The following is a 22,875-nucleotide window of genomic DNA, read 5'->3' on the forward strand; positions in this document are numbered from 1 at the left end:
TACCTGTGGGCGCTGGCTTGCCAGCGATAGGGCCGGTACAGCCATGACAAGAACAAATCGGCGAACAACACATGAACATCCTCTACGACGACCGCCTCGATGGCCCGTTGCCCACGGTCGACAAGGCCCAACTGCTGGCCGAACTGCACAACACCCTGCCGGACCTTCAGGTCCTCCACCGCACCGAAGACCTCAAACCCTACGAGTGCGACGGTCTCTCGGCCTACCGCACCGTCCCGCTGCTGGTGGTACTGCCCGAGCGCATCGAACAGGTCCAGGCCCTGCTGCGCCTGTGCCACCGGCGCGGCGTCCCCGTGGTGGCGCGCGGCGCCGGCACGGGGCTGTCCGGCGGGGCCTTGCCCTTGGCGCAAGGCATCCTGCTGGTGATGGCGCGCTTCAATCGCATCCTCGAGGTCAACCCGCAAGGCCGCTACGCCAGGGTCCAGCCCGGTGTGCGCAACCTGGCCATTTCCCAGGCCGCCGCCCTACATGGCCTGTACTACGCGCCAGACCCCTCGTCGCAGATCGCCTGCTCGATCGGCGGTAACGTCGCGGAAAACGCCGGTGGCGTGCATTGCCTGAAATACGGCCTGACCGTCCATAACCTGCTCAAGGTCGACATCCTCACCCTCGAAGGCGAACATCTGACCCTGGGCAGCGACGCCCTGGACAGCCCCGGCTTCGACCTGCTGGCCCTGTTCACCGGCTCGGAGGGCATGCTCGGCATCGTCATCGAAGTCACCGTCAAGCTGTTGCCCAAACCCCAGGTGGCGCGGGTGCTGCTGGCCAGCTTCGACAAGGTCGAGGACGCCGGCCGCGCAGTGGCCGGCATCCTCGACGCCGGCATCATCCCCGCAGGCTTGGAAATGATGGACAATCTGGCGATCCGCGCCGCCGAGGACTTCATCCACGCAGGCTACCCGGTGGAAGCCGCGGCCATTCTGTTATGCGAACTGGACGGCGTCGAAGCCGACGTGCAGGACGATTGCCAACGGGTCGATGCCGTGCTGCGCCAGGCCGGTGCCCGTGACGTGCGCCTGGCCTGCGACGAGGCCGAACGCGCACGTTTCTGGGCCGGGCGCAAGAACGCCTTCCCTGCGGTAGGGCGTATCTCGCCTGACTACTACTGCATGGACGGCACCATCCCCCGTCGAGAACTGCCCAGGGTGCTCGAGGGCATCGCCGCATTGTCCGAGGCCTATGGCCTGCGGGTGGCCAACGTGTTCCATGCCGGCGACGGCAACATGCACCCCTTGATCCTGTTCGATGCCAACCTGCCCGGCGAGCTGGAGCGCGCCGAAGCGCTCGGTGGCAAGATCCTGGAGCTGTGCGTGGCGGTGGGCGGCAGCATCACCGGCGAGCACGGTGTCGGACGCGAGAAGATCAACCAGATGTGCGTGCAGTTCAATGACGACGAGATCACCCTGTTCCATGCGGTGAAGGCGGCATTCGACCCCAACGGCTTGCTCAACCCAGGCAAGAACATCCCCACCCTGCACCGCTGCGCCGAATTCGGTGCGATGCACGTGCATCACGGACAACTGCCCTTCCCCGACCTGGAGCGCTTCTGATGGACCAGGATCGTGACCTGAGCGAAAGCCTGCTGGAGCAGGTCAACCAGGCCCTGGCGATGGACACCCCGTTGCGCATCCAGGGGAGCAACAGCAAGGCCATGCTCGGCCGCCCGGGCGCCGGGGAGATACTCGACACCCGCGGGCACCGCGGCATCGTCCATTACGACCCTACCGAACTGGTGATCAGCGCCCGCGGCGGCACGCCATTGCGTCAGATCGAAGCAGCGCTGCACGAAGCTGGGCAGATGCTGCCGTGCGAGCCCCCTCACCTGGGCCCCGACGCCACACTGGGTGGGATGGTCGCGGCAGGCTTGTCGGGCCCTCGTCGGCCCTGGGCCGGTTCGGTACGGGACTATGTGCTGGGCACCCGGGTGATCACCGGCCATGGCAAGCTGCTGCGCTTTGGTGGCGAGGTGATGAAGAACGTCGCTGGCTATGATGTGTCCCGGCTGTTGGCGGGAAGTTTCGGTTGCCTGGGCCTGCTGACCGAGGTGTCGTTGAAGGTGCTGCCGCGACCCCGTCAGTGCCTGAGCCTGCGCCTGCAGATGACGGTACGCCAGGCCCTGGCCAAGTTGGCCGAATGGGGCCAGCAGCCGCTGCCGATCAGTGCCGCCTGCCACGACGGCCAGGCACTCTACCTGCGCCTGGAGGGGGGTGAAGGGTCGGTGCTGTCGGCAAGCCAGCGCTTGGGAGGCGAGACGGTTGCGAGCCAGTTCTGGACAGACTTGCGCGAGCAGCGGCTGCCGTTCTTCGACCACCCCGCCCCGTTGTGGCGGCTATCGCTGCCGACCATCACCGGCGAACTCGACCTGCCTGGCCTGCAGTTGATCGATTGGGGCGGCGCGCAGCGCTGGTTGAAATCTTCGGCCCCCGCGACGCTGATCCGCGAGCAGGTCGCCAAGGTCGGCGGCCATGCCACTGCCTACGCCCCCGGCGACGACAGCATGTCGCCCTTGCCCCCGGCCTTGATGCGCTACCACCGCGCCCTCAAGCACCAACTCGACCCCCAGGGGATCTTCAACCCAGGGCGCCTGTACCCGGACCTGTGAGGCGAAACCATGCAAACCAACCTGAGCGATGCCGCCAAGCGCCTGGCCCGTGCCGACGAAGCCGAGCGCATCCTGCGCAGTTGCGTGCACTGTGGCTTCTGCACCGCGACCTGCCCCACCTACCAGTTGCTGGGCGACGAGCTGGACGGGCCACGCGGGCGCATCTACCTGATCAAGCAAGTGCTCGAAGGCATGCCGGCCAGCGCCAGCACACAGTTGCACCTGGACCGCTGTCTGAGCTGTCGCAACTGCGAAACCACCTGCCCTTCGGGCGTGAGGTACCACGACCTGCTGGACATCGGCCGCTCCGTGGTGGAGCAACAGGCCGCGCGCCCCTTGGGCGAACGCCTGCTGCGCCAGGGCCTGCGTGCCGTGGTACCGCGTCCTGCGCTGTTCGCAGCGCTCGTTCGCGCTGGGCAGGCTCTGCGCCCACTGCTACCAGCAACGGTCGAGGCAAAGTTGCCGAGCCAGGTGCCCCACCCCGGTGAACGACCGGCACCGCGCCATGCCCGCCGCGTATTGCTGCTCGAAGGCTGCGTTCAGCCGACCTTGTCACCCAACACCAATGCCGCCGCGGCACGCCTGCTGGACCGCCTGGGCATCAGTGTCGAGCCGGCCCGGGACGCCGGTTGCTGCGGCGCCGTGGATTATCACCTCAATGCCCAGGCACGAGGGCTGGCACGTGCCCGCCGCAACATCGACGCCTGGTGGCCGGCGATCGAAGCCGGTGTCGAGGCGATCGTGCAGACGGCCAGCGGCTGCGGGGCGTTCGTCCGCGATTACGGCCACTTGCTGGAAAACGACCCACGCTACGCCGCCAAGGCTGCCCGGGTCAGTGCCCTGGCCCGGGACCTGGTGGAAGTGATACAGGCCGAGCCGGTCGAGCGCCTGGGCGTGTGCGCCGAACAGCGTCTGGCCTTCCATTGCCCCTGCACGCTCCAGCATGCCCTGAAGCTCGGCGGCGCGGTGGAGCAGTTGCTGACCCGCCTGGGCTTCACCGTGACGCCGGTTCCCGACGGCCACCTGTGTTGCGGCTCGGCAGGGACCTATTCGCTGACCCAGCCCACCCTGGCGCGCCAGCTGCGAGACGAGCGCCTCACAGCCCTGGAAAGCGGCCACCCCGAGGTCATCGCCACCGCCAACATCGGCTGCCAGGCACACCTGGGCAGTGCCGGGCGCACACCGGTGCGCCATTGGATCGAAATCGTCGAGGCTGCCCTTTGAACGACCGGCCAGTCCCGCCATGTCAGCGTGAGGCAGTCCTTTGGGAGCAGAACGGGAGTAGACCGGCCTCTTGCACCCAGGCCCGCAAAACCCGAAGCTTCGATCATCCTGCACTCCGGACACCCCTATGGAACTGCACATCCGCCTGCAAGGCCGCAAAGGCCTGGCCGACCAGCTCTACCAACAGTTACGTGCCGGCATCGACAGCGGCCACCTGGCCGCCGGCACCCAGTTGCCCCCCACCCGCTTGCTCGCCGAACAGCTGGGCGTGTCACGCAAGACCGTGGCCGAAGCCTATTCGCGCCTGACCTACGACAACCTGCTCAGCGGCGTGGTCGGCCGCGGTACCTTCATCACCCCGCGCAAGCCGTTGCAGGCCAGCGACGCCCAGCCCATCCCCCTGGCTGCCGCCGATACGCTGCAACGCTGGCAGCAGCGCGCCACGGTGCTGGCCGGGCAGGCCCAGGATGCGCCCTCGCGCCATGACTTCGTCGGCGGCGCCTCGAGCAAGGCGCAGTTCCCCTTCGACCAGTGGCGCAGTTGCCTGCAATACGCCCTGCGGCGCAGCCAACGTCACCCCCAGCGGCACTTCCCCGCCCAGGGCCTGCCGGAACTGCGCGAAGCCATCGCCCACCACATCGCCTTCGCCCGGGGCGTGCACTGCAGTGCAGCGGATGTACTGGTGTGCAACGGCGCCCAACAGGCCCTGGACCTGATCGCCCGGGTGCTGATCGAACCAGGCTGCCAGGTGGCCATGGAAGACCCCGGCTACCCCCCGGCGCGCCAGCTGTTCCTGGCCTTGGGCGCGCACGTGCAAGCGGTGCCGGTGGACGATGAAGGCATGTGCGTGGAAGAGATCGCCGATGGCACGCGGCTGATCTACGTGACGCCCTCGCACCAGTTTCCTTTGGGCATGCCCATGAGCGAGCGGCGCCGCACCGCCTTGCTGGCCCGCGCGGCCGAGCTTGGGGCCCTGATCATCGAAGACGACTACGACTGTGAATTCCGCTACCAGGGGCCTGCCAGCGATGCCTTGCAGCGGCTCGACCGACACGGCCTGGTGGCGTATGTCGGAACCTTCTCCAAGACCTTGCTACCGGAGCTGCGCCTGGGCTATGCCGTGCTGCCGCCAAGCGTGTTGCGAGCGGCCTGTGCAGCCAAGCACCTGACCGACTGGCACAGCCCGCCGCTGCAGCAATGGGCATTGGCGCGTTTCATCAGCGAGGGGCACCTGAATAAACACATCCGCCGCTGCCATGAGGTGTACAGCGCCCGTCGCGAACGGATCCTGGCACGCCTGGGCAGCGACCTGGCGCCCTGGCTGACCGCGGTGCCGGCCAACGCAGGCTTTCACCTCAGTGCGCTGGCAAGGCCCGGGGTAGACGTGGAGCTGCTGGTAACCCTGGCGCGCAAGGTCGAAGTGGGTCTCTATTCACTGGCCCCGTTCTTCAGCGAAGCCCCGGTGCGCCCGGGGCTGCTGTTCGGCTTCGGGGCCATTGAACTGCTGGACATCGACCCGGCTCTGGACCGGGTCCGCGATACCTTGCAGGGCCTCAGCTGACCGTCGCCTGCACCGTTCGCCCAGGGCGGGCAATGGCGCTGGCATAGCCCCGAGGGACGAAGCGCACGGTCACCAGCAGCATCGCTACCACGGTGATGGCCAGCAATGTCCAGGAGGCCTGGAAGTCCCCGGTCACATCACGCAGCCAACCGGTGATGTACGGCACGACACCGGTGATGATGAAACCGATGCCCTGGACGAACGCTGCCAGGCTGCCCGCTTGCGCGGGGTCCTTCTTCAGGTGCTCGAGGGTCAAGGTCAGGCTCAGGCTGAAGCACGCTCCCAGGCCAAGGCCGATCATCGCCACCCACACGCCCATGGCCAGGGTCGGTGCCAGCAGCAGGCCAAGGAAGCCCAGCAACTGGATCGACAACGCCAGCCACAGCCCTGGCCGACGGTCCGCCAGGCTACGTAGCAACAGCGGCAGGCCCAGGGCGCCGGTGACCTGAAAGATGGTCATCAGGCCCACCAGCTCACCACCGCCTTGGGCGGTGCCGCCATGCTCGATATGGTAGGCCGGCAACCAGGCCACCATGCTGGTGTAGCCACCGTTGATCAGGCCGAAGTAGCTGGCCAGTAGCCAGGCCCGACGGTTGCCGAACCAATGCCCACCGCCGCCGCCGGCCAGCTTCGGCGTGTTGTGCCGTGGCCTGAGCACCAGCCAGGCCAGCACCGCCAACACAGCGGGCAGTGCCCAGACGCCCAGGCCGGCCTGCCAGCGGCCGCTGGCCTCGCTGATCGAAGGCCCGAGCACCGCGGCCAGGCCGCCTCCACTCATCAAGGCTGCCGAATACAAGCCCATGGTGGTCGCCAAGCGCGTGGGGAACCAACGGTTGACCAGGCCCGGCATCATGCCCTGGACGACAGCTACCCCCAGCCCGGCCAACACCGCACTGGCGATCAGCGCCCAGGCGCTGTCGAGCTGCAGGCGCCACAGGCACGCCAGGGCGATCGCCACCAGCCCCATGAGCATGCCGCCATGCTCGCTCAGCCAGCGGCGCAACCACGGTTGCAGCAAGGGGATCAGGCCCATGCACAGCACCGGCAGCGCCGTCAGCAGGGCAGCCTGCTGGTAGCCAAGGCCGGTACTGGCGCGCATGGGTTCCAGCAGCGGGCCGATACTGGTGAGGATCGGCCGCAGGTTCAGTGCCAACAGCAGCACCAACAACAGGTTCAGTGCGCCTCTCATGCCTGGTGCGCCTGCTTCCATTGAAGGTACAGGTCGGCCTCGCCGGCAGGCTTGAGCGGCTTCAGGGGCAGGCTCTGCTGCTGAGGCGGGCGCGCCATCTGTGCGTATACGGCCGCCGTGGACAGGCCGTAGGGCTCGCCTTCGTCGTTGTCATAGGCGAACCAGGCCCGTTCGATGCCGCACAGGTGCATGGCGGCCAGGCACATCGGGCATGGGTGGCCGCTGGCATAGATCTCGGCGCCCTCCAGGCGGGGTTGACCCAGGGCCTGGGCAGCCTTGCGGATCGCCTGCATTTCGGCGTGGGTGGTCGGGTCCTGGGTGCTGTGGATCTCATTGACGGCACGTGCCAGCACCTTGCCTTGGTACACCAGCACGGCACCGAACGGGCGACCGCCGGCCTGGATGTTGGCGCGGGCCAGGTCGAGGGCTTCGCGCATGAAACGTTCATCGGACATCGTTGGACTCTCCGGGTGCAAGACCCGGTCATTATCCCGCCTTGGCCAAGCGCGCCAAAATGAAGAGATTGGATGCAGGTCAGTGGCCACCTGAATGGATCGATTGGTCCCCTGGCAAAACCGAAGATTGGCTATCGGGCGATCCATGGCCACGGCGCTAAGGTATGTCCCAGTGGGAGCGGGCTCGTCCCGCGATCGGTTGCAGCGCGGCCGAGAACACTATCCACCCTCACACCGGAGTCCACCATGCACGACCGTATCGAATGGGCCAAGCACGCCCCGCAAGCCTACAAAGCCATGATCGGCCTGGAGCAGGCCCTGGCCAACAGCGGCCTGGAAAACTCGCTGCTCGAACTGATCCGCCTGCGCGCCTCGCAGATCAACGGCTGCGCCTATTGCGTCAACATGCACGCCAACGATGCACGCAAGGCCGGGGAAACCGAAGCCCGCCTGCAGACTCTCTGCGCCTGGCGCGAGACCCAGTACTTCACCCCACGCGAACGCGCAGCCCTGGCCTGGGTGGAAAGCCTCACCCGTCTGCCCGAGCGGGGCGCGCCACAGGCCGAGTACGAAGCCCTGCAAGCGCACTTCGAACCGGCAGAGGTAGCCAACCTGACCCTGGCCATCGCCACCATCAATGCCTGGAACCGCTTCGGCGTGGGCTTTGCCATGGTGCCGGCCTGATGGCGCGCGCCCGGGCGCATCGAGGCCGTTGCGCCTAACGCCCGGCCAATCGCGCCCGATAGCTGCCCGGGCTGTACCCGGTCCACTTCTTGAAGGCTCGATGAAAGGCGCTGGGCTCCTGGAAGCCGGCCTGCTCGGCGATCTCGGCAATGCTCAGTACCCCTTCGCGCAAGCGCTCGAAGGCCATGGCCCGACGCACCTCGTCCTTGATCTGCTGGTACGAGCGCCCTTCCCGCTCCAACTGGCGACGGAATGTGCTGGCGCTGATGCCTTGCTGTTCGGCCATGGCCTGCAGGGTCGGCCACTGGCCGTAGCGCCGGGCACGCAGGTGGCGATAGACCACCGCCGCCAGGCCGTTCTGGTTGCGAAAGCGGATCACCAGCCCCTGGGGTGCGCTGCGCAGGAAAGTCTTCAGGGCGGCCAGGTCCTGCACCACTGGCAGGCGCAGGTAGGCGCTGTCGAACTCCACCTCGGTACGCCCGCTACCCAGGCGCAGGTCAGGCCCCCATAGCAGGCTGTCGTCCTCCTGGGCCGGGCGGGCCACCGCAAGCTCGGTACGGTCGATGGCGATGCGCCGCCCGGCGAGCCAGCAGAGCAAGCCGACCACCAGCACCAGGAAGGTCTCCTCGGCGTACACCCGGGTCAGCGGGTCGGCGATGGTCGACTGCACGCTGATCACCACCCGGCCACCTCGCACCGAGAACGCGCCACGCAGGTCACGCATGAACAAGGCGAAATTGCCCAGGCACTGGCGCAGGGCCTTTTCCAGGGTGGGCTCCTGGATCAGGCCACGGCAGATCAGCGCGAAGCTGCCGATGGGCATACCGTGGCTGTCCAGATGGAAGAACTCGTCGTCCAGCACATGGATCAGCTCCAGCCACAGCTGAGCGAAGGCCTTGGCCGGCACCCGTGCCTGGGGCTGCGCGAGCACTGCCGGGTCGATGCCTACCGCGCGCAGGTAGGCATCGCGCTCGTCGGGGCGCTCGCGCAGGCTGTGCAGCATGGCATTGAGGAAATACACCGCGACCGAATCGCTATCGCGCATGGCTGGTTTTCACTGTCTATGCTGGGTGGCAAAAAATGCCAGGTTTACTGAACAGATCCGGCATAGGCCCGGCCCAGGCGTTTGCCTAGACTCGACCCATTCCGGGAACGCCGGCCATTCTCGCAGAGCCTGTGCCGGTCCCGCCATGCCTTTGCAATCGGAGCCTTCCATGAGCAACGCAGAGATCTACGTCGTAAGCGCAGTCCGTTCGGCCATCGGTGGTTTCGGTGGGTCACTCAAGGACCTGCCGCTGGCAGACCTGGCCAGCGCCATCAGCCGCGCCGCCATCGAGCGTTCGGGGGTGGCCGCCACCGACATCGGCCATGTGGTCATGGGTACCGTCATCCCCACCGAGCCGCGTGACGCCTACCTCAGCCGCGTCGCCTCGATGAATGCCGGCGTGCCCAAGGAAACCCCGGCCTTCAACGTCAACCGCCTGTGCGGCTCGGGCCTGCAGGCCATCGTCTCGGCGGCGCAGACGCTGCTGCTGGGCGACGCCGACGTGGCCCTGGCCGCTGGCGCCGAATCCATGAGCCGTGGCCCCTACCTACTGCCGCAAGCCCGCTGGGGCGCACGCATGGGCGACCTGCAAGGCATCGACTATACCGTGGGCGTGTTGCAGGACCCCTTCGAGCACTTCCACATGGGCATCACTGCCGAAAACGTCGCGGCCAAGCACGGCATCACCCGGGAAATGCAGGATGAGCTGGCCCTGACCAGCCAGCGCCGCGCCGCCCGCGCCATTGCCGAAGGCCGTTTCACCAGCCAGATCGTCCCTATCGAGCTGAAAACCCGCAAAGGCAGCGTGCAGTTCAGCACCGACGAGCACGTGCGCGCCGAGGTGACCGCCGAGCAACTGGCCGGCATGAAGCCGGTGTTCAAGAAGGACGGCAGCGTCACCGCCGGCAATGCCAGCGGTATCAACGACGGCGCAGCCGGCCTGGTCCTGGCCACCGGTGACGCCGTGCGTCGCCTGGGCCTCAAGCCCTTGGCGCGGCTGGTGGCCTACGCCCACGCTGGCGTCGAGCCGGAGCTGATGGGCCTGGGCCCGATCCCGGCCACGCGCAAGGTGCTGGAAAAGGCCGGTTTGGCCATTCATGACCTGGATGTGATCGAGTCCAACGAAGCCTTCGCCGCCCAGGCCTGTGCCGTGGCCCGCGCGCTGGACTTCGACCCGGAGAAGGTCAACCCGAACGGTTCGGGCATCTCCCTCGGCCACCCGGTCGGCGCCACTGGTGCGATCATCGCCACCAAGGCCATCCATGAACTGCACCGCACCCAGGGCCGCTATGCCCTGGCCACCATGTGCATCGGCGGCGGCCAAGGTATCGCCGTGGTCTTCGAGCGCGTTTGAGGAGCCTGGACGTGAACATTCAACAGATTGCCGTGATCGGCGCCGGAACCATGGGTAACGGCATCGCCCAGGTCTGCGCCGTAGCGGGCTACCAGGTGCTGCTGATCGATGTGTCCGAGGCGGCGCTGGAGCGCGGCGTGGCGACCCTGGGCAAGAGCCTGGAACGCCAGGTCAACAAAGGTACCCTGGAAGCCGACCAGGCCCAGGCGGCCAAGACGCGCATCCGCACCAGCACCGACTACACCGAGCTGGCCAGCACGCAGCTGGTGATCGAGGCAGCCACCGAGAACCTTGAGCTCAAGCAACGCATCCTCAAGCAGGTCGCCGCCCATGTGCGCAATGATTGCCTGATCGCCACCAATACCTCGTCGCTGTCGGTCACTGCCCTTGCCGCCAGCATCGAGCACCCGGAGCGCTTCATCGGCGTGCACTTCTTCAACCCGGTGCCGATGATGGCCCTGGTGGAGATCATCCGCGGCCTGCAGACCAGCGACGGCACCTATGCCCAGGCGCTGGTGGTGACCGAGAAGCTGGGCAAGACGCCCATCACCGCCGGCAACCGCCCAGGCTTCGTGGTCAACCGTATCCTGGTGCCGATGATCAACGAGGCGATCTTCGTACGCCAGGAAGGCCTGGCCAGTGCCGAGGACATCGACACCGGCATGCGCCTGGGCTGCAACCAGCCGATCGGCCCGCTGGCCCTGGCCGACCTGATCGGCCTGGATACCTTGCTGGCGATCATGGAGGCCTTCCACGAGGGTTTCAACGACAGCAAGTACCGCCCAGCCCCGCTGCTCAAGGAAATGGTCGCCGCCGGCTACCTGGGCCGTAAGAGCGGTCGCGGTTTCTTCAGCTACTGATCGGGAGTGCGTCATGCCAGTCACCGCCGCCCTACGCTGTGCGAACTTCGAAGAGCGCCGCGAGAAGGCCATGGCGCTCTTTGCCGAAAAAGGCTTTGGTCAGGTCAGCATGCGCGAGCTGGCGGCGCATGTGGGCCTGACCCCAGGTTCGCTGTATCACCATTTCCCCAGTAAACAGGACCTGTTGTACGACTTGATCGAGGAGCTCTACGAAGAGCTGCAAGCGACCCTTGATCAAGGCCGGCGCGCCCTCGCGCGCGGCCAGGCGGTGCTGCCTTGTTTGATTGCCGCACATTGGCAGTTGCACGAGGAGCGCCCCCTGCAGTTCCGCCTGGCCGAGCGGGATTTCTGCTGCCTGAACGAAGACCAGCAAGCCCGTCTGGCCAGCGCACGGGCACGCTACGAGAAGGGCCTGCTGCACTTGATCGCGCCACAGGCCCGGTTGCAGGGCCAGGCCTTGGCAGCCACCGGGCATGTGCTGGCCACGCTGCTCAATCAGCTGCCCGGGCAGTTGAGCGGGCGTGGGCTGGACAGCGACCAAGGGCTGGCCTTGATGCAGAGCCTGTTGCTCGGCGCGCTGGAGCGTACGCTGGGCTAGACCGGCTCGCCTGGTGTCGAGAGCTGCCACTGCGACGCCTGTCGGCGCATCACCGCCTTGGTCAACGCCAGGCGCTGGTCGAGCCGCCATTGGTTCACTTGGGCCTGAAGCGCATCAAATTCCTGCCGGGTCCCACCGCGGCGGGACAACTCCTGCTCTTGCTTGCGGTATTCTCGAGGCAGCTTGAGTTTGGACCCATAGGCATGCTCCAGGTACTTGTTCCAGAAGGGCTGGTTGACCATCCACAATGAAAGCGTGTCCTCGTCCTGGCCTCCCAAAATGGTTTCGCGGGCGTTCTTGACGCCTTCCTCAATGTTGCCCACCACCTCTACGAAACGTATTTGACTGGGGTGGCCCGGCAGCTTCAGGTCCTTGTACAAACGAACCCGAAATGCGAGCACCACCTCGACCTCATCCACAGGACCAGGCATGCTTGCGGCAAAACGCCTGGCGTACTCCTCCAACGCGTTTTGCCGCCAAAGCTGTCCCCCCAAGCGCAACAGCCCAGGTTCTGGATCGATTTCGTACTCATTATGCTCGGCGTCCCACGCCAGCTTCCAGTTTTCCAGATCGACGAAACGCAACAGGGCATTGTCACCACAGTTGGGTTCCTGAGCCAGTGCCAACAAATGCGCGTTCAGCGCTTCATCTTCGGCCATAGCGCCGAGCAGGGAGAAGATGCGGTCAGCCAGGTCGCGTGAGGCTTGGTCTAGGGCAAAGTCCTTGGATTGCACCAGGCGCTCCAACACCCGAACGAATTCCTCGGATTCGGGATCGCTTACCAGTAGATGCCAGCGATGCGCCATTTCGTCCCGGTTCTTGGCATCGATACGATCCAGCCAAAGCAAGCGCGCCGGAACCCTGCCGTCATCGGGCCGATACCAGGCACGTACTTGCTTCACCCAAAGCTCCAGCGCCTTACTTGAAAAACGTACCCTGCCTTTGTCCCACAGCGGCGACTCGCGAAGATTTTCAGGCACCACCAGAAGGTTATTGCCCATCATGTCCAGTTCGTACAGCGTTTGATGCGATTGCACACCAACGGGCATTGAGTCCAGCTGGGCATCACGCAATATCAATGTTGTCAGCCTTGGCATTCCCGTAATTGAAAATGGGAGTTTCAGCGGGTTGCGTGACAGGTTCAGATATTCCAATGCTGTGCACTCGTTGATCAGCTTTACCTGCTCGGCATCCAGGCGGATCTTGTTGTCGGAGAGATCGAGAATTCGCAAGCGCCCCCGCAAACCAGTCATCTGCGGGAACCGCTTCAGCTTGCAATGGGTGATTTCCACCGAAAGCAGGTTCGGAAAAGCATTCAAGAAACCGTCGGGAAGCTGTTCAAGCGCCATCGAACGCAAGTCGATCGCGCTAACGTGTGGGAAACTGATTGGCTCGGGAAGCCCCGGCAAACGGCTCACATCCAGCCCCCTGAGGGAAAACCTGTAACGCAACTGATCTTCCAACGGTTTGGGCTGCTCGGGTATCAGTTGGCGCCAGCAACGGATCAGTTCCTTACGCATCAGGTAGCGCGCGTTGCGCTCATAGTGAAGGAGCCCCTCTCGCTGCCAGCTCGTCAGGGTAGTGGTGAGCAGTTCGTGCTGATCCTCCAGGTCGTTAAGCGCATCCTGTAGATTGTTGCCACCTTCCTGCATGGCTCGCAGCCATTCCTGGATATCCCTGTCACCGAAGCTGGGGTACAAGTACCGAAGCTTGGCCCTCAGCGACCGGGGGCTGCCGAAACCAAAGAGCCGCCGGCCTCCACTCAACGGATAACCGACCCGACCATCGTCCAGACGAAACGGCACCAGGAAGGAAGGCGTGGGCTGTTCACGCCCCATCAGTTCGGCCAGGTCCTGGCGGCGCGAGGCTACGTCCTTGGCCAACGCCTCGCGAAGCTGTTCGGCGAACGGCTCGCCAATATTCATCGCCTCTCGCTGCGCTTGGGTGAACACGTCTGCCAACACGTCGAACAACTCGCCGGGCTGGTCAAGCGGATGGCCACGCTCATCACGCAATACGAACATGCCGTCCTGGTGGCTGAGGTGGATCGTCTCGATGGCCCCGTTTGTAGACTGAGGCGCCAGCAGGCCGTCCCCCTCGAACAGCACCCAATGCCGGCCTTGAGGCGCCCCCGGCAAGGTATCAATCAGTTTGATGACGCCACGTGCCATATCGAGCGTCTGCGGTGTGTCGATGAAAAGCCCCTCGAACACCCGCGCCACCCGAATACGCAGCGCCCGTTGCCGGGCAGCCTGGGCCATCAGCAAGGGGATCCGCCCGGTCTGGGCCAACAGCTCACGGTCACCATCGCTTGCCTCACTCAGGAGCTGCTCGGCAGCAAGCCGATGCAGGCTGGGGAAATCCCGACGCAACGCTTGCACCGAAGCGTCCTCGATCGTATTGCTCTGGTCGTAAAGGCGCTGAAACAAAAACCGTCGCTGATCCCAGACCAACTCGGCCAGGGCTTCGCCTTCCAGCCCTGTCGCGCCTCGCAGGGCCAGTGCTTCGTGAAGCAGCGCCAGGTCCGTCACAGTTCCACCTCCCTGCAAGCGATCCCTGAGCTCAACGATGCGATTGGTCAGCACGAAGCGATGCACCGTATCGGTCAGTTCTGCCTCAGGGGCAGTGGCAAAGACATGCACAGCCCGCAGATGGTCCTCTTCCAGGCCATGGGCCAGCAGGGCCTGTCGGATCTGCTGATCGCTCAGGCGGCCGTACGTGGCACCGAACCTGCGAAACATACGTTCGGTGCCGCGCCATTCCGCAGGCCGTTCGCTCCACAGCCGCCAGGCACCGGCACCATTGTGTTCGAGCAGTGGCGCATGGTTCTCGTAAGACTCCAGGTACCAATCCTCGCTGTCCTGCGCTTGGTAGACCGGGTAGTAATGCCCCTCCATCTCGATCCAGGATTGCTCGCCCAGGCGATAGACCCCGCGTTCATCGACGATGGCCTGCGCAGGTGGCGGTTCGCTGACGTAAGGCGCCAGGTCCTGGTTCCAGAGTTTTTCGCTGCCATCTTCGAGCATCGCCGGTACCAGACCATCCACGATGATGCTGCGCGTCCACAGCGTCCGCGCCGCCGCGATCCCGGCAGTCGTAGCAGCCAGCAGGGCTATGTCCTTACCTACGTTCACCAGATGGTCCAGGGCCGCGTTGGTGTCCCCCTCCCGCCAGTCCTTGACCGACTGGAACACTTCGCTGAGCAGCTCCCAGGCCATCACCGCCAGCAAGGCCGCACCGACGGCCGGGATGAACAGCCCTGCAAGCGCCAACAGTGCCATTCCCTGCGCATGCCGGCGCTCGCTCTTGGCCAATGCAGTATCACCGTCGATCCTCGCGACGGGTGTGGCGAATACTGCCGCATCGTCCTTGATTTGCTGGATGCGCATCGTCGCCAGGTGCTCGAACAAGGGCGTCGGGTAGGCCTTCATGTGCTGGTCCAGCTCTCGCGTGGCCCAGTCGGCCACATCGCCCACCCGCTGTTTGACGCTGGCAAAGAATGCTGGGCGGTCGCGCTGGGGGACGAAACGCTCGAAGAACTGCCGGTAGTTCTCATCACGCAGGCGCTTGCCCAAGATCTTCCTGGCGAAGCTTTCCAGGTCCTTGGCGACGCACCAGGCACCTTGTCGATCCCCTGGGATATAAACCAGCACCCGCTTGCTGCTGTTGAGCAGCAGGCCTTCGTCGATCACGTCCAACACCACGATCTGCTGAAGGTGACAGTCGAATGCCTTGAGCTGCTTGGCGACCACCGGTGCGCCTTCGAGCCGCCCCAGCTTGCCGTCGGTATACAGACCGATGATCAATTCCAGCTCGGCGTCCCTGAGCACACCTTCGGCGTGAGCCTTGAAGGCATCCACCAAGAGGTTTGAGCGATATTGCATCTTCAGCAAGGCTTTGCAGTCCTGGACCTCCTGCTGCTCTTTGGCCTCGAGTACCGCTTCAAGGTGGCTCTGGTACTGCCCCCCCAGGTCCAGTTCCCGGCAAAACCTTGCAAACTCCATTACCGAGGGGGTCTCGACAGTGACACCTGGTCCATTGACCAGCGTGTTACGCACATGCTGCCCGCCTTCGGCAGCCTGGGCCTTGCTGAAGTTGGACATTGCCGCGCTGAGCAGTGACACGTCGAAGTAATCGCTCGCAGGCGTCGGGTAGTGGCTGGTGTAATAACTGTGCTCAGGGCTCGTGTAGGTATACCACTGGCGCAGGAAGTGCTGTTTTGCATCCAGACCAGCGTCGAACTGCTCTTGCAGCGCAGTGTTCAAGCGCGTGATGCAGAAGCTGTCGAGGCTTTCGATCTTGCTCCAGCACTTGGCCAATCGCTGACGGCTTTGCAGCCCTTCGGCCAGCGCATCCCTCAATAGCGTGAAATCAGAAGTCCGGACCTTGCCCATCCAGTCGGGCAGACGCTTGGCGATCATTTGATCCTGGAACTGCTGCGCAATGGCCATCATGTCCATCGCCGTCGATTGCGCATTGTCACTGACGTTACCCATACCGCGAATCCCCCACCGAGAAATGAAGCGGTGAGGCTAGAGAGGTCGGTCCAGGGGCACGCGTTAAATAGTTACACCTGGCGAGCCCGCGACTACAGGCTCACACCCAACGCCTGACGCAATTGATCGGCACGTCCATCGTCGGCGGCGCCGACCAAGGCAAAGTTGTAAGCGCCATGGGACCAATAGCGCGCTTCGAGCTGCCCCTCCGTCCGCTGCCCGCTGGGCATGCGTGCAAACCGTTCGCTGGGCGAGCGCAGGAACAGGCTGATGCGCTTCCCCTTGTTGTCCTGAAACACCAGCAGCGCCGCCGGGCCCTGTTCGTTGCTCAGCAACCGGGCGCCCACCGGTTGGAACCCGTAGACACCGAGGTCCGGCAACTGCCCTACGCGGTCGAAGTGGCGCTCGAGCCAAGCCTGCAGGCGCTGCGGGTCGCCGGCCTGGACATCCAGCGTGGCCGCCCCTGCAAACAGACGATGGGCCTGCACGGCGTCCGCCATCGGCAGGGTATCGACCACCAGCGTCGCTTCACGGGCTTGCCAGCCACCGAACCCACCCACGCCCAGCGCCAGAAGCAGCAGCGCAGCCGATGCCCACTGCCGCTGGCGACGCCGACGCAAGCGCCGCCTGAACTGGCCAAGGTCCAAGTCGGTAGTAGTGCTGTTCTGCTCGAAGCCGGCCAGGGCCGCGCGCAGGCGCCGGGCGTCGTTGCGCCACGCGTCCACCCGCGCCGACTCTTGTGGATTGGCTGCCAGCCAGGCCTGAACCTGGGCTCTGCGCACCGGGTCGAGCCGGTCATCGACGTAGGCATGCAGCTCATGTTCGGTGGGAATCAACAGGGTCATTTCAGTCTCCGCAAGGCCGGGGGCGTGGGCTGGCCCTCGGTCATGTCGCGCAGGGCGGCACGGGCACGCGACAGGCGCGACATGACCGTACCGATGGGGATGCCCAAGGCTTGGGCGGCCTCCTTGTAGCTCAACCCTTCGACACTCACCAGCAACAGCAACGCACGCTGTTCGGTGGACAGTCGGGCGAAAGCCGCAAGATCGGCATGGGCCAGGACGATGCGCTCGGTTTCGCCACCCACCGCGTCCTCCTGGCCACGCCCGAACCAGGCCAGCCAGCGGGCATGCAGGTGCTCGCGGCGCTTGCCGTCGAGAAACAGGCGATAGAGGATGGTGAACAGCCAGGCGCGCAGGCTGTCGGCGTCACGCTGCTGCCCGCTGCGGCGCAGGGCGCGCTCGACGGTGGCCTGGACCAGATCGTCGGCGCTGCCCGACTCACGGCACAGCCACAACGCGAAGCGGCGCAGCCGTTGCAGCAGTTCGCGCCACTGTTGTTCATCCAGGTCATGCATGGTCAGGTCCCGGGCCTTTGGGGGTCAGTCTAAAGGGGCAGACGCGCCCGCACGACATTTATTCCCACGGCGGGAATAAATCTCCGGCCAGCCCGTCGTACCGGCTCATTCACTGCGTGGAACCTGACCATGACCACTCCTCTGCACGGCCCGGCCAAGGCCTTGCGCCTGACGGCCATCGGCGCGGCCCTGCTGGCCCTGGGCGCCGGCTTCGCCTACGCCGCCGGCTGGATCGGCGCCCCGGCGCTGACGCCTCAGCGCATCATCGACACCTTCGAAGCCCAGGCCGGCCATTACCCTGGCTATCGCAAGAACCACGCCAAAGGCCTGTGCGTGAGCGGCTATTTCCAGAGCAGCGGGCTGGCCGAGCCGCTGTCCAGCGCGAGGGTGTTCAGCCAGCCTCGGGTGCCGGTCATTGGCCGATTTGCCATCGGTGGCGCCAACCCGTTCGCCCCGGACACCAGCATCCCGGTACGCAGCCTGGCCCTGCAGTTCAGCACCGATGACGGACACATCTGGCGGACCGGCATGAACAACCCGCCAGTGCTCGCGATCGGCACGCCGCAAGCGTTCTACGAACAGGTCCTGGCCATGGCGCCGGATCCGGCCACTGGCAAACCGAACCCGGCAAAGTTGCAAGCCTTCTTCGCTGCGCATCCGGAGAGTGCGGCCTTCCGTCAGTGGGCCGCCAGCTACAAACCCAGCGACAGCTTCGCCAGCACCCAGTATCACAGCATCAATGCCTTCGTGCTCAGGGACGGCGGCGACAAGGCCCATCCGGTGCGCTGGCAGCTGGAGCCCCAGACCCCCTTCGCCCCGCTGCCAGCGCAGATCGACGACAAGCAGTTCCTGCAACACGATCTGCAACAGCGCCTGAGCCAGGGCCCGCTGCGCTGGAGCCTGATCCTGGTACTCGCCGAGCCGGGCGACCCGCAGGACGACGCCTCGCGCCCCTGGCCCGCCGCAAGGCGCCGCGTCGATGCCGGCACCCTGGTCATCGAACAGGTCGACGCGCCCGAGCAAGGCGCCTGCCGCGACATCAACTTCGACCCGCTGATCCTGCCCCCGGGCATCACGCCTTCCGCCGACCCGATCCTGGCGGCCCGCTCGGCCGCGTACTCGGAGTCCTTCAATCGCCGCAGCCGCGAGTCCCTCGATACCGGAGCCCGTCCATGACCGTCACTGTCTTCCATCCCCTCGCCCGGCTGGTGCACTGGCTGATGGCCGTGCTGATCCTGGCAATGCTGTTCATCGGCGTGAGCATGGTCGGCGATCTGTCGCCCCGCCATCCACTGATGGTCGAGCTGCACAAGGCCACGGGCCTGGCCTTGCTGGTGCTGGTGGTGTTGCGCATCGCCCTGCGCCTGGCGCTGCCCCATCCCCCCTTGCCACATGACCTGCCGGCGATCCAACGCCTGGCCGCCGGTGCCTCGCACCTGCTGCTGTATGCCCTGATGCTGGCCATGCCGCTGCTGGGCTGGGCCATGCTGTCGGCCGGCGACTACCCGCGCCCGCTGCAACTGCCGGCCATCGCCCCGCACAACCTGCAACTGTACGCAGCGCTGCGTCAGGCCCACGGCTGGGCCGGCTACCTGCTGTTCGCCACCATTCTCGTACACCTGGGAGCGGCCTTGATGCATGCCTGGGTGCGCCGGGACGGCGTATTGCGTAGCATGTGGCCTGGCCCTGTGCGCCGCGGCGAATGAGCGTTGCGGGGCAAACTGGGCATCGACCTCCAACCGACTGGACTGCCCATGAGCGCTGCAAAGGACCCTGCTGTTCCAACGCCTCCTGCGACCCTGGACCTGCGCCCACTGCTGCTGATCAGCGGTGCGTGCACCCTGTCGATGATGGCCTTCGTGTCGTTGATCGGCCCGATCGCCCGCCAGCTGGGCATGGCCACCTGGCAGGCCGGCGCTGCGGTCACCGTTGCGGGCGTGGTCTGGGTGATGTTGGCCCAGCCTTGGGGGCGCGCCGCCGACCGCTACGGGCGCAGGCGCATCCTGCTGCTGGGCAGCGCGGGGTTCACGCTTTCATATTGGTCGCTGTGCCTCTTCATCGACGGCGCGCTGCGCTGGATGCCGGGGGCGACCCTGGCATTCGTCGGCCTGATGCTCACCCGCGGCCTGATCGGCGCCTTCTATGCTGCCTTGCCGGTCAGCGCCAATGCCCTGATCGCCGACCATGTCGAGCCGCAACGCCGGGTGCGCGCCATGGCCTCGCTGGGCGCTGCCAATGCCGTGGGGCTGGTGCTGGGCCCGGCACTGGCGGCGCTGCTGGCGCGCCACAGTTTGAGCATGCCCTTCTATGTGATGTCGCTGCTGCCAGCGGGTGCCTTCCTCGTGCTGCTGTTCAAACTCAAGCCTCCACCCTTGGCGCATAGCCATGAGCCTAGCCCGGTACGGCTGGGTGACCGACGCCTACGCCGCCCCTTGTTGGTAGCCTTCAGCGCCATGCTCAGCGTGACGGTGTCGCAGATCACCGTCGGCTTCTTCGCGCTCGATCGCCTGCAACTGGGCCCGGCCGATGCCGCCCAGGCTGCCGGCATCGCCCTGACCATGGTCGGCGTGGCGCTGATACTGGTGCAAGTGCTGCTGCGGCGTTTGGAGTGGCCGCCGCTGAAGATGATCCGCATCGGTGCCAGCGTTTCGGCCCTGGGCTTCGCCTGTGCCGCACTGGCCGCCAGCGCACCCTGGCTGTGGGCTTCGTTCTTCGTCGCGGCTGGCGGCATGGGCTTTGTCTTCCCCGCCTTCTCGGCCTTGGCGGCCAATGCCATGCATGCCTCGGAACAAGGCGCGACCGCCGGTTCCGTTGGCGCCGCCCAGGGCATGGGCGCCGTGATCGGGCCGCTGGCCGGCACCTTGGTCTATGCCCTGGACCCACGCCTGCCCTTCCTGGCGGTGGGCATGCTGTTACTGGTGATCGGAGTGTGGCCGACGCCCACCGACCAACGCCACTGACAAGCACAGCGCGTTGCCGCCCAGAGTGTGCTTTAATGCGTCGCCCATTATTTTTGACACCTCTCTATCTAACAAGGCGGCTATGGACACGGGGACACGACTCAAACTGGTGCGTGAACGCAACAACCTCTCCCAACGGGAACTGGCCCGCCGCAGTGGCCTGACCAACTCGACGATCTCGCAAATCGAACAGAACCGTGTCAGTCCGTCGGTCAGTTCCCTGAAAAAGCTGCTCGAAGGGATCCCGATGTCCCTGGCCGAGTTCTTCAGTTTCGACGAGCCCGTGCGCGAAGAGCGCTACGTGTTCCGTGCCAGCGAACAACCGGACCTGGGCCGCAACGGCCTGCGCATGCTGCTGGTCGGTGCCAGCGTCGAAGGTCGTCAGATGCGCATGCTGCGCGAGCTCTATGCCCCGGGCGCCGATTCCGGCGAGCCGATCGTGCACTCCGAAGGCGAAGAATGCGGCCTGGTCACCCGTGGCACAGTAGAATTGTGGGTCGATGGGCATGTGAGCATTCTCAATTCCGGCGACGGGTACTACATCCCCACCACCTTGCCGCACAGTTTCAAGAACATCGGCCCTGACGAAGCCGAGATCATCAGCGCCAACACCCCGGCCAACTTCTGATCGGCGCCTGGGGCTGCTGCGCAGCCCAATCGCGGGCCAAGCCCGCTCCTACAGAATGGGGCCACACCGTGTAGAGCGCCCTGGTGCCACGAAAAGGAGGGCAACGCCCTCCTGGTTCCACGAAGCCGCCTCAGCCCAACGCCGCCTCGACGAACACGTCCTGTCGTGCTGTCATGGCGGCCCCGGGTTGAGACGATCATGAATAAACGAACGCTATGTTATTAGGGCCTTGCATGAAGCACGCTAGTCTCTTGTTCGGCCTCGTGCTCGCTCTTCCGGTATTCGCGCAAACCACCTGCCCACCGGGCCAGTACGAGGTGTGCCTGATGGGCTGCTTCTGCGCGCCGGTCGACCCCGGCCAGGCGGGCCAGATCCTCAAGGACATGGAAACCATGGCCTCCGGCAGCCTGGCCTTTGCCTTGCGTCAGGCCCGCGACGAGGCGACCGCCGCCGGCACCCAGCCAATCCCCCTGCACATCCGCGCCCAGCTCGAGCCCTGGTACGACTTCGCCGTGCTCGATGCGGCGCGTTATCGCGTAGGCAACGAACAGCAGATGAGCGCGGCCAATGCGGTGTTGCAAAACCCGGACGTGAACGCGGTGACCCTGATCGACACGATCATCTTCCGTCATGCGCAGGATGCCGAGGACAATGTCGCGCTCTGGGCCCATGAACTCAAGCACGTACAGCAGTACCAGGAACTGGGTGTCGAGGAATTCGCCCGACGGTATACACGCAACTACGATGACCTCGAGGCGCCTGCCTACAAGATCGAAGCGCAGGTGGCCAAGGCGTTGCGGCAGAACAGCGCCGGGCGAGCCCGATAGTGGAATTACGAGAGCGTAACTCAATGACTCTGGTTGCGCTGTTTGATCGTACGTCCTGCGCCATCGAAGACTTTGTAAGTCGCTAACTGTCTTCCCGGCTGGTCCGTGAACGGTCCCTTTTTACCGAAAATTCTCCTAAAAATAGATTTCTTTTCCGTCGGCAATGTAGTGCTGCAATGAAAAGGGCTTACATTCACTTTTTTCATGTATTGAGGTGCATTGACGAAAATGGTCTTCCGGTAGCCTCGGACCTGGTATTTCTTCAATGTTCTTGCAACTTCGCGGGCGGCACCGGTACTTCCTGCACTGCACGCCAACAGAATGAATTCCTTGCCCTCTTCGTAACCAATACCCTCCAGCCAGGGCTTGATATCCTTTTCTGCAACTTCACGTGCCGGCCGAGGCTCCCCCTGGGCATTCATCAAGCTTCCATCGTCGCCACCATGCGTCACGAACGCCGCGAGCCCCGTCCCCAGAAAATCTGCGTAGAACACCACGTCATTATCACCCTTTTTCCGTTCCCAGAGGATGATGGCATTGTTTTCTACCCTGCCTGCCCGCGTCGGTGGGGATGCAGCCGCTCCTTCCTGTAGGTTCAATTGCGCAAAAATGGCCTTTAACCCGTCTTCGGTGAAAGCGGGCACCGAAACAGGTTCCGCTTGCTCGGCCGGGTCAGTTTCCCGGGCCAGATAGTCGATGGCGGGCGTCCAAGGGTTTGTCGGCGGGTTGGCATGCTCCTCTACCAAGCCCTGTTTATCCACCAATGTCGTAGGGTTGTTGCTTACCATTCTGAATAGATTCAACCCGTCCACCGTACCGGCCGGATCCGCGCTCAACCATCGCCCCGCCCAAGGCTGGTAATAGCGGTAGCCGTAGTAGTACAGGCCTGTGGCATCTCGCTCTTTGCCTGAATAGCGCACGGTCTTGTAACTCGCCTCGATTTCATTACGCGCAACCCATACCGCCGTGCCGCCAAAGGGGTAGTACTCTTCCTGGCTGATCAAGTTACCGGCA

20 protein-coding genes are annotated in these 22,875 nt (G+C 64.9%); 13 read left to right on the forward strand and 7 right to left on the reverse strand.

Going from position 1 to position 22,875, the window contains the following annotated elements:
• The first annotated feature begins 71 nt into the window (after positions 1–71).
• The 4 genes from glcD (at position 72) to ACNFCI_RS20040 (ending at position 5,408) form a co-directional block, all read left to right on the forward strand.
• Positions 72–1,571, forward strand: coding sequence for a glycolate oxidase subunit GlcD (gene glcD, locus ACNFCI_RS20025; RefSeq protein WP_368830216.1), 1,500 nt, complete (start codon positions 72–74; stop codon positions 1,569–1,571).
• The gene (gene glcE, locus ACNFCI_RS20030; protein WP_368830217.1) at positions 1,571–2,623 is read left to right on the forward strand and encodes a glycolate oxidase subunit GlcE; all 1,053 of its coding nucleotides are present in this window, start codon (positions 1,571–1,573) and stop codon (positions 2,621–2,623) included. Before glcD ends, glcE begins: the two co-directional genes overlap by 1 nt.
• A gap of 9 nt (positions 2,624–2,632) precedes the next feature.
• Positions 2,633–3,847, forward strand: a complete 1,215-nt coding sequence (gene glcF, locus ACNFCI_RS20035) for a glycolate oxidase subunit GlcF (RefSeq protein ID WP_368830218.1) — start codon at positions 2,633–2,635, stop codon at positions 3,845–3,847.
• Between the two features lie 127 nt (positions 3,848–3,974).
• Positions 3,975–5,408 (forward strand): PLP-dependent aminotransferase family protein, encoded by a 1,434-nt coding sequence (locus ACNFCI_RS20040; RefSeq protein ID WP_084853576.1) that lies wholly within the window; start codon positions 3,975–3,977, stop codon positions 5,406–5,408.
• Here ACNFCI_RS20040 and ACNFCI_RS20045 read toward each other — a convergent pair.
• Both ACNFCI_RS20045 and ACNFCI_RS20050 read right to left on the reverse strand, forming a co-directional pair.
• Positions 5,401–6,597 (reverse strand): CynX/NimT family MFS transporter, encoded by a 1,197-nt coding sequence (locus tag ACNFCI_RS20045; protein ID WP_368830219.1) that lies wholly within the window; start codon positions 6,595–6,597, stop codon positions 5,401–5,403. The two genes, ACNFCI_RS20040 and ACNFCI_RS20045, sit on opposite strands and share 8 nt — an antisense overlap.
• Entirely contained in the window at positions 6,594–7,052 is a 459-nt protein-coding gene (locus ACNFCI_RS20050; protein WP_084853578.1) for a nucleoside deaminase, read from the reverse strand. The genes ACNFCI_RS20045 and ACNFCI_RS20050 overlap by 4 nt, the downstream gene beginning before the upstream one ends.
• A gap of 246 nt (positions 7,053–7,298) precedes the next feature.
• Here ACNFCI_RS20050 and ACNFCI_RS20055 point away from each other — a divergent pair, with 246 nt between their 5' ends.
• Entirely contained in the window at positions 7,299–7,736 is a 438-nt protein-coding gene (locus ACNFCI_RS20055; protein ID WP_084853580.1) for a carboxymuconolactone decarboxylase family protein, read from the forward strand.
• A gap of 34 nt (positions 7,737–7,770) precedes the next feature.
• Here the strand turns inward: ACNFCI_RS20055 and ACNFCI_RS20060 are convergent, their stop codons facing one another.
• On the reverse strand, positions 7,771–8,781 hold the full coding sequence (locus ACNFCI_RS20060) for an AraC family transcriptional regulator (RefSeq protein ID WP_084853582.1): 1,011 nt from the start codon (positions 8,779–8,781) through the stop codon (positions 7,771–7,773).
• Between the two features lie 169 nt (positions 8,782–8,950).
• Between ACNFCI_RS20060 and ACNFCI_RS20065 the strand changes: the two genes are divergently transcribed.
• Genes ACNFCI_RS20065 through ACNFCI_RS20075 form a run of 3 tightly spaced genes read left to right on the forward strand, consistent with a single transcriptional unit; the run spans position 8,951 to position 11,593 of the window.
• Complete coding sequence (locus ACNFCI_RS20065) at positions 8,951–10,135, forward strand: acetyl-CoA C-acyltransferase family protein (RefSeq protein ID WP_084853583.1); 1,185 nt, start codon at positions 8,951–8,953, stop codon at positions 10,133–10,135.
• An 11-nt stretch (positions 10,136–10,146) separates the two neighbouring features.
• Positions 10,147–10,995, forward strand: coding sequence for a 3-hydroxybutyryl-CoA dehydrogenase (locus ACNFCI_RS20070; protein WP_084853585.1), 849 nt, complete (start codon positions 10,147–10,149; stop codon positions 10,993–10,995).
• A 13-nt stretch (positions 10,996–11,008) separates the two neighbouring features.
• On the forward strand, positions 11,009–11,593 hold the full coding sequence (locus tag ACNFCI_RS20075) for a TetR/AcrR family transcriptional regulator (protein WP_084853587.1): 585 nt from the start codon (positions 11,009–11,011) through the stop codon (positions 11,591–11,593).
• Here the strand turns inward: ACNFCI_RS20075 and ACNFCI_RS20080 are convergent.
• From ACNFCI_RS20080 to ACNFCI_RS20090, 3 genes are all read right to left on the reverse strand, one after another.
• Positions 11,590–16,089, reverse strand: coding sequence for an NEL-type E3 ubiquitin ligase domain-containing protein (locus ACNFCI_RS20080; protein ID WP_368830220.1), 4,500 nt, complete (start codon positions 16,087–16,089; stop codon positions 11,590–11,592). The genes ACNFCI_RS20075 and ACNFCI_RS20080 overlap by 4 nt on opposite strands.
• A gap of 92 nt (positions 16,090–16,181) precedes the next feature.
• Positions 16,182–16,934: an anti-sigma factor gene (locus ACNFCI_RS20085; protein ID WP_368830221.1), complete on the reverse strand. Its 753-nt coding sequence runs from the start codon at positions 16,932–16,934 to the stop codon at positions 16,182–16,184.
• Positions 16,931–17,446 (reverse strand): sigma-70 family RNA polymerase sigma factor, encoded by a 516-nt coding sequence (locus ACNFCI_RS20090; protein ID WP_368830222.1) that lies wholly within the window; start codon positions 17,444–17,446, stop codon positions 16,931–16,933. Before ACNFCI_RS20090 ends, ACNFCI_RS20085 begins: the two co-directional genes overlap by 4 nt.
• A 123-nt stretch (positions 17,447–17,569) precedes the next feature.
• Here ACNFCI_RS20090 and ACNFCI_RS20095 point away from each other — a divergent pair, with 123 nt between their 5' ends.
• The 5 genes from ACNFCI_RS20095 to ACNFCI_RS20115 all read left to right on the forward strand — a co-directional run bounded on the left by ACNFCI_RS20095 (position 17,570) and on the right by ACNFCI_RS20115 (position 21,861).
• The gene (locus ACNFCI_RS20095; RefSeq protein WP_084853596.1) at positions 17,570–18,622 is read left to right on the forward strand and encodes a catalase family peroxidase; all 1,053 of its coding nucleotides are present in this window, start codon (positions 17,570–17,572) and stop codon (positions 18,620–18,622) included.
• Complete coding sequence (locus ACNFCI_RS20100) at positions 18,619–19,152, forward strand: cytochrome b (protein ID WP_084853598.1); 534 nt, start codon at positions 18,619–18,621, stop codon at positions 19,150–19,152. Before ACNFCI_RS20095 ends, ACNFCI_RS20100 begins: the two co-directional genes overlap by 4 nt.
• Before the next feature lie 48 nt (positions 19,153–19,200).
• Positions 19,201–20,406: an MFS transporter gene (locus tag ACNFCI_RS20105; protein ID WP_084853605.1), complete on the forward strand. Its 1,206-nt coding sequence runs from the start codon at positions 19,201–19,203 to the stop codon at positions 20,404–20,406.
• A gap of 82 nt (positions 20,407–20,488) precedes the next feature.
• Entirely contained in the window at positions 20,489–21,034 is a 546-nt protein-coding gene (locus ACNFCI_RS20110; protein WP_084853600.1) for a cupin domain-containing protein, read from the forward strand.
• A gap of 233 nt (positions 21,035–21,267) precedes the next feature.
• Entirely contained in the window at positions 21,268–21,861 is a 594-nt protein-coding gene (locus tag ACNFCI_RS20115) for a DUF4157 domain-containing protein (RefSeq protein ID WP_324817356.1), read from the forward strand.
• A 20-nt stretch (positions 21,862–21,881) separates the two neighbouring features.
• Here ACNFCI_RS20115 and ACNFCI_RS20120 read toward each other — a convergent pair.
• Positions 21,882–22,875 (reverse strand): RHS repeat-associated core domain-containing protein (locus ACNFCI_RS20120; protein ID WP_416768149.1); only part of this gene is annotated, 994 nt, incomplete at its 5' end.

Origin of the sequence: Pseudomonas sp. NY15356 (assembly GCF_048068175.1) — a bacterium.
Lineage (GTDB): Bacteria > Pseudomonadota > Gammaproteobacteria > Pseudomonadales > Pseudomonadaceae > Aquipseudomonas > Aquipseudomonas putida_K.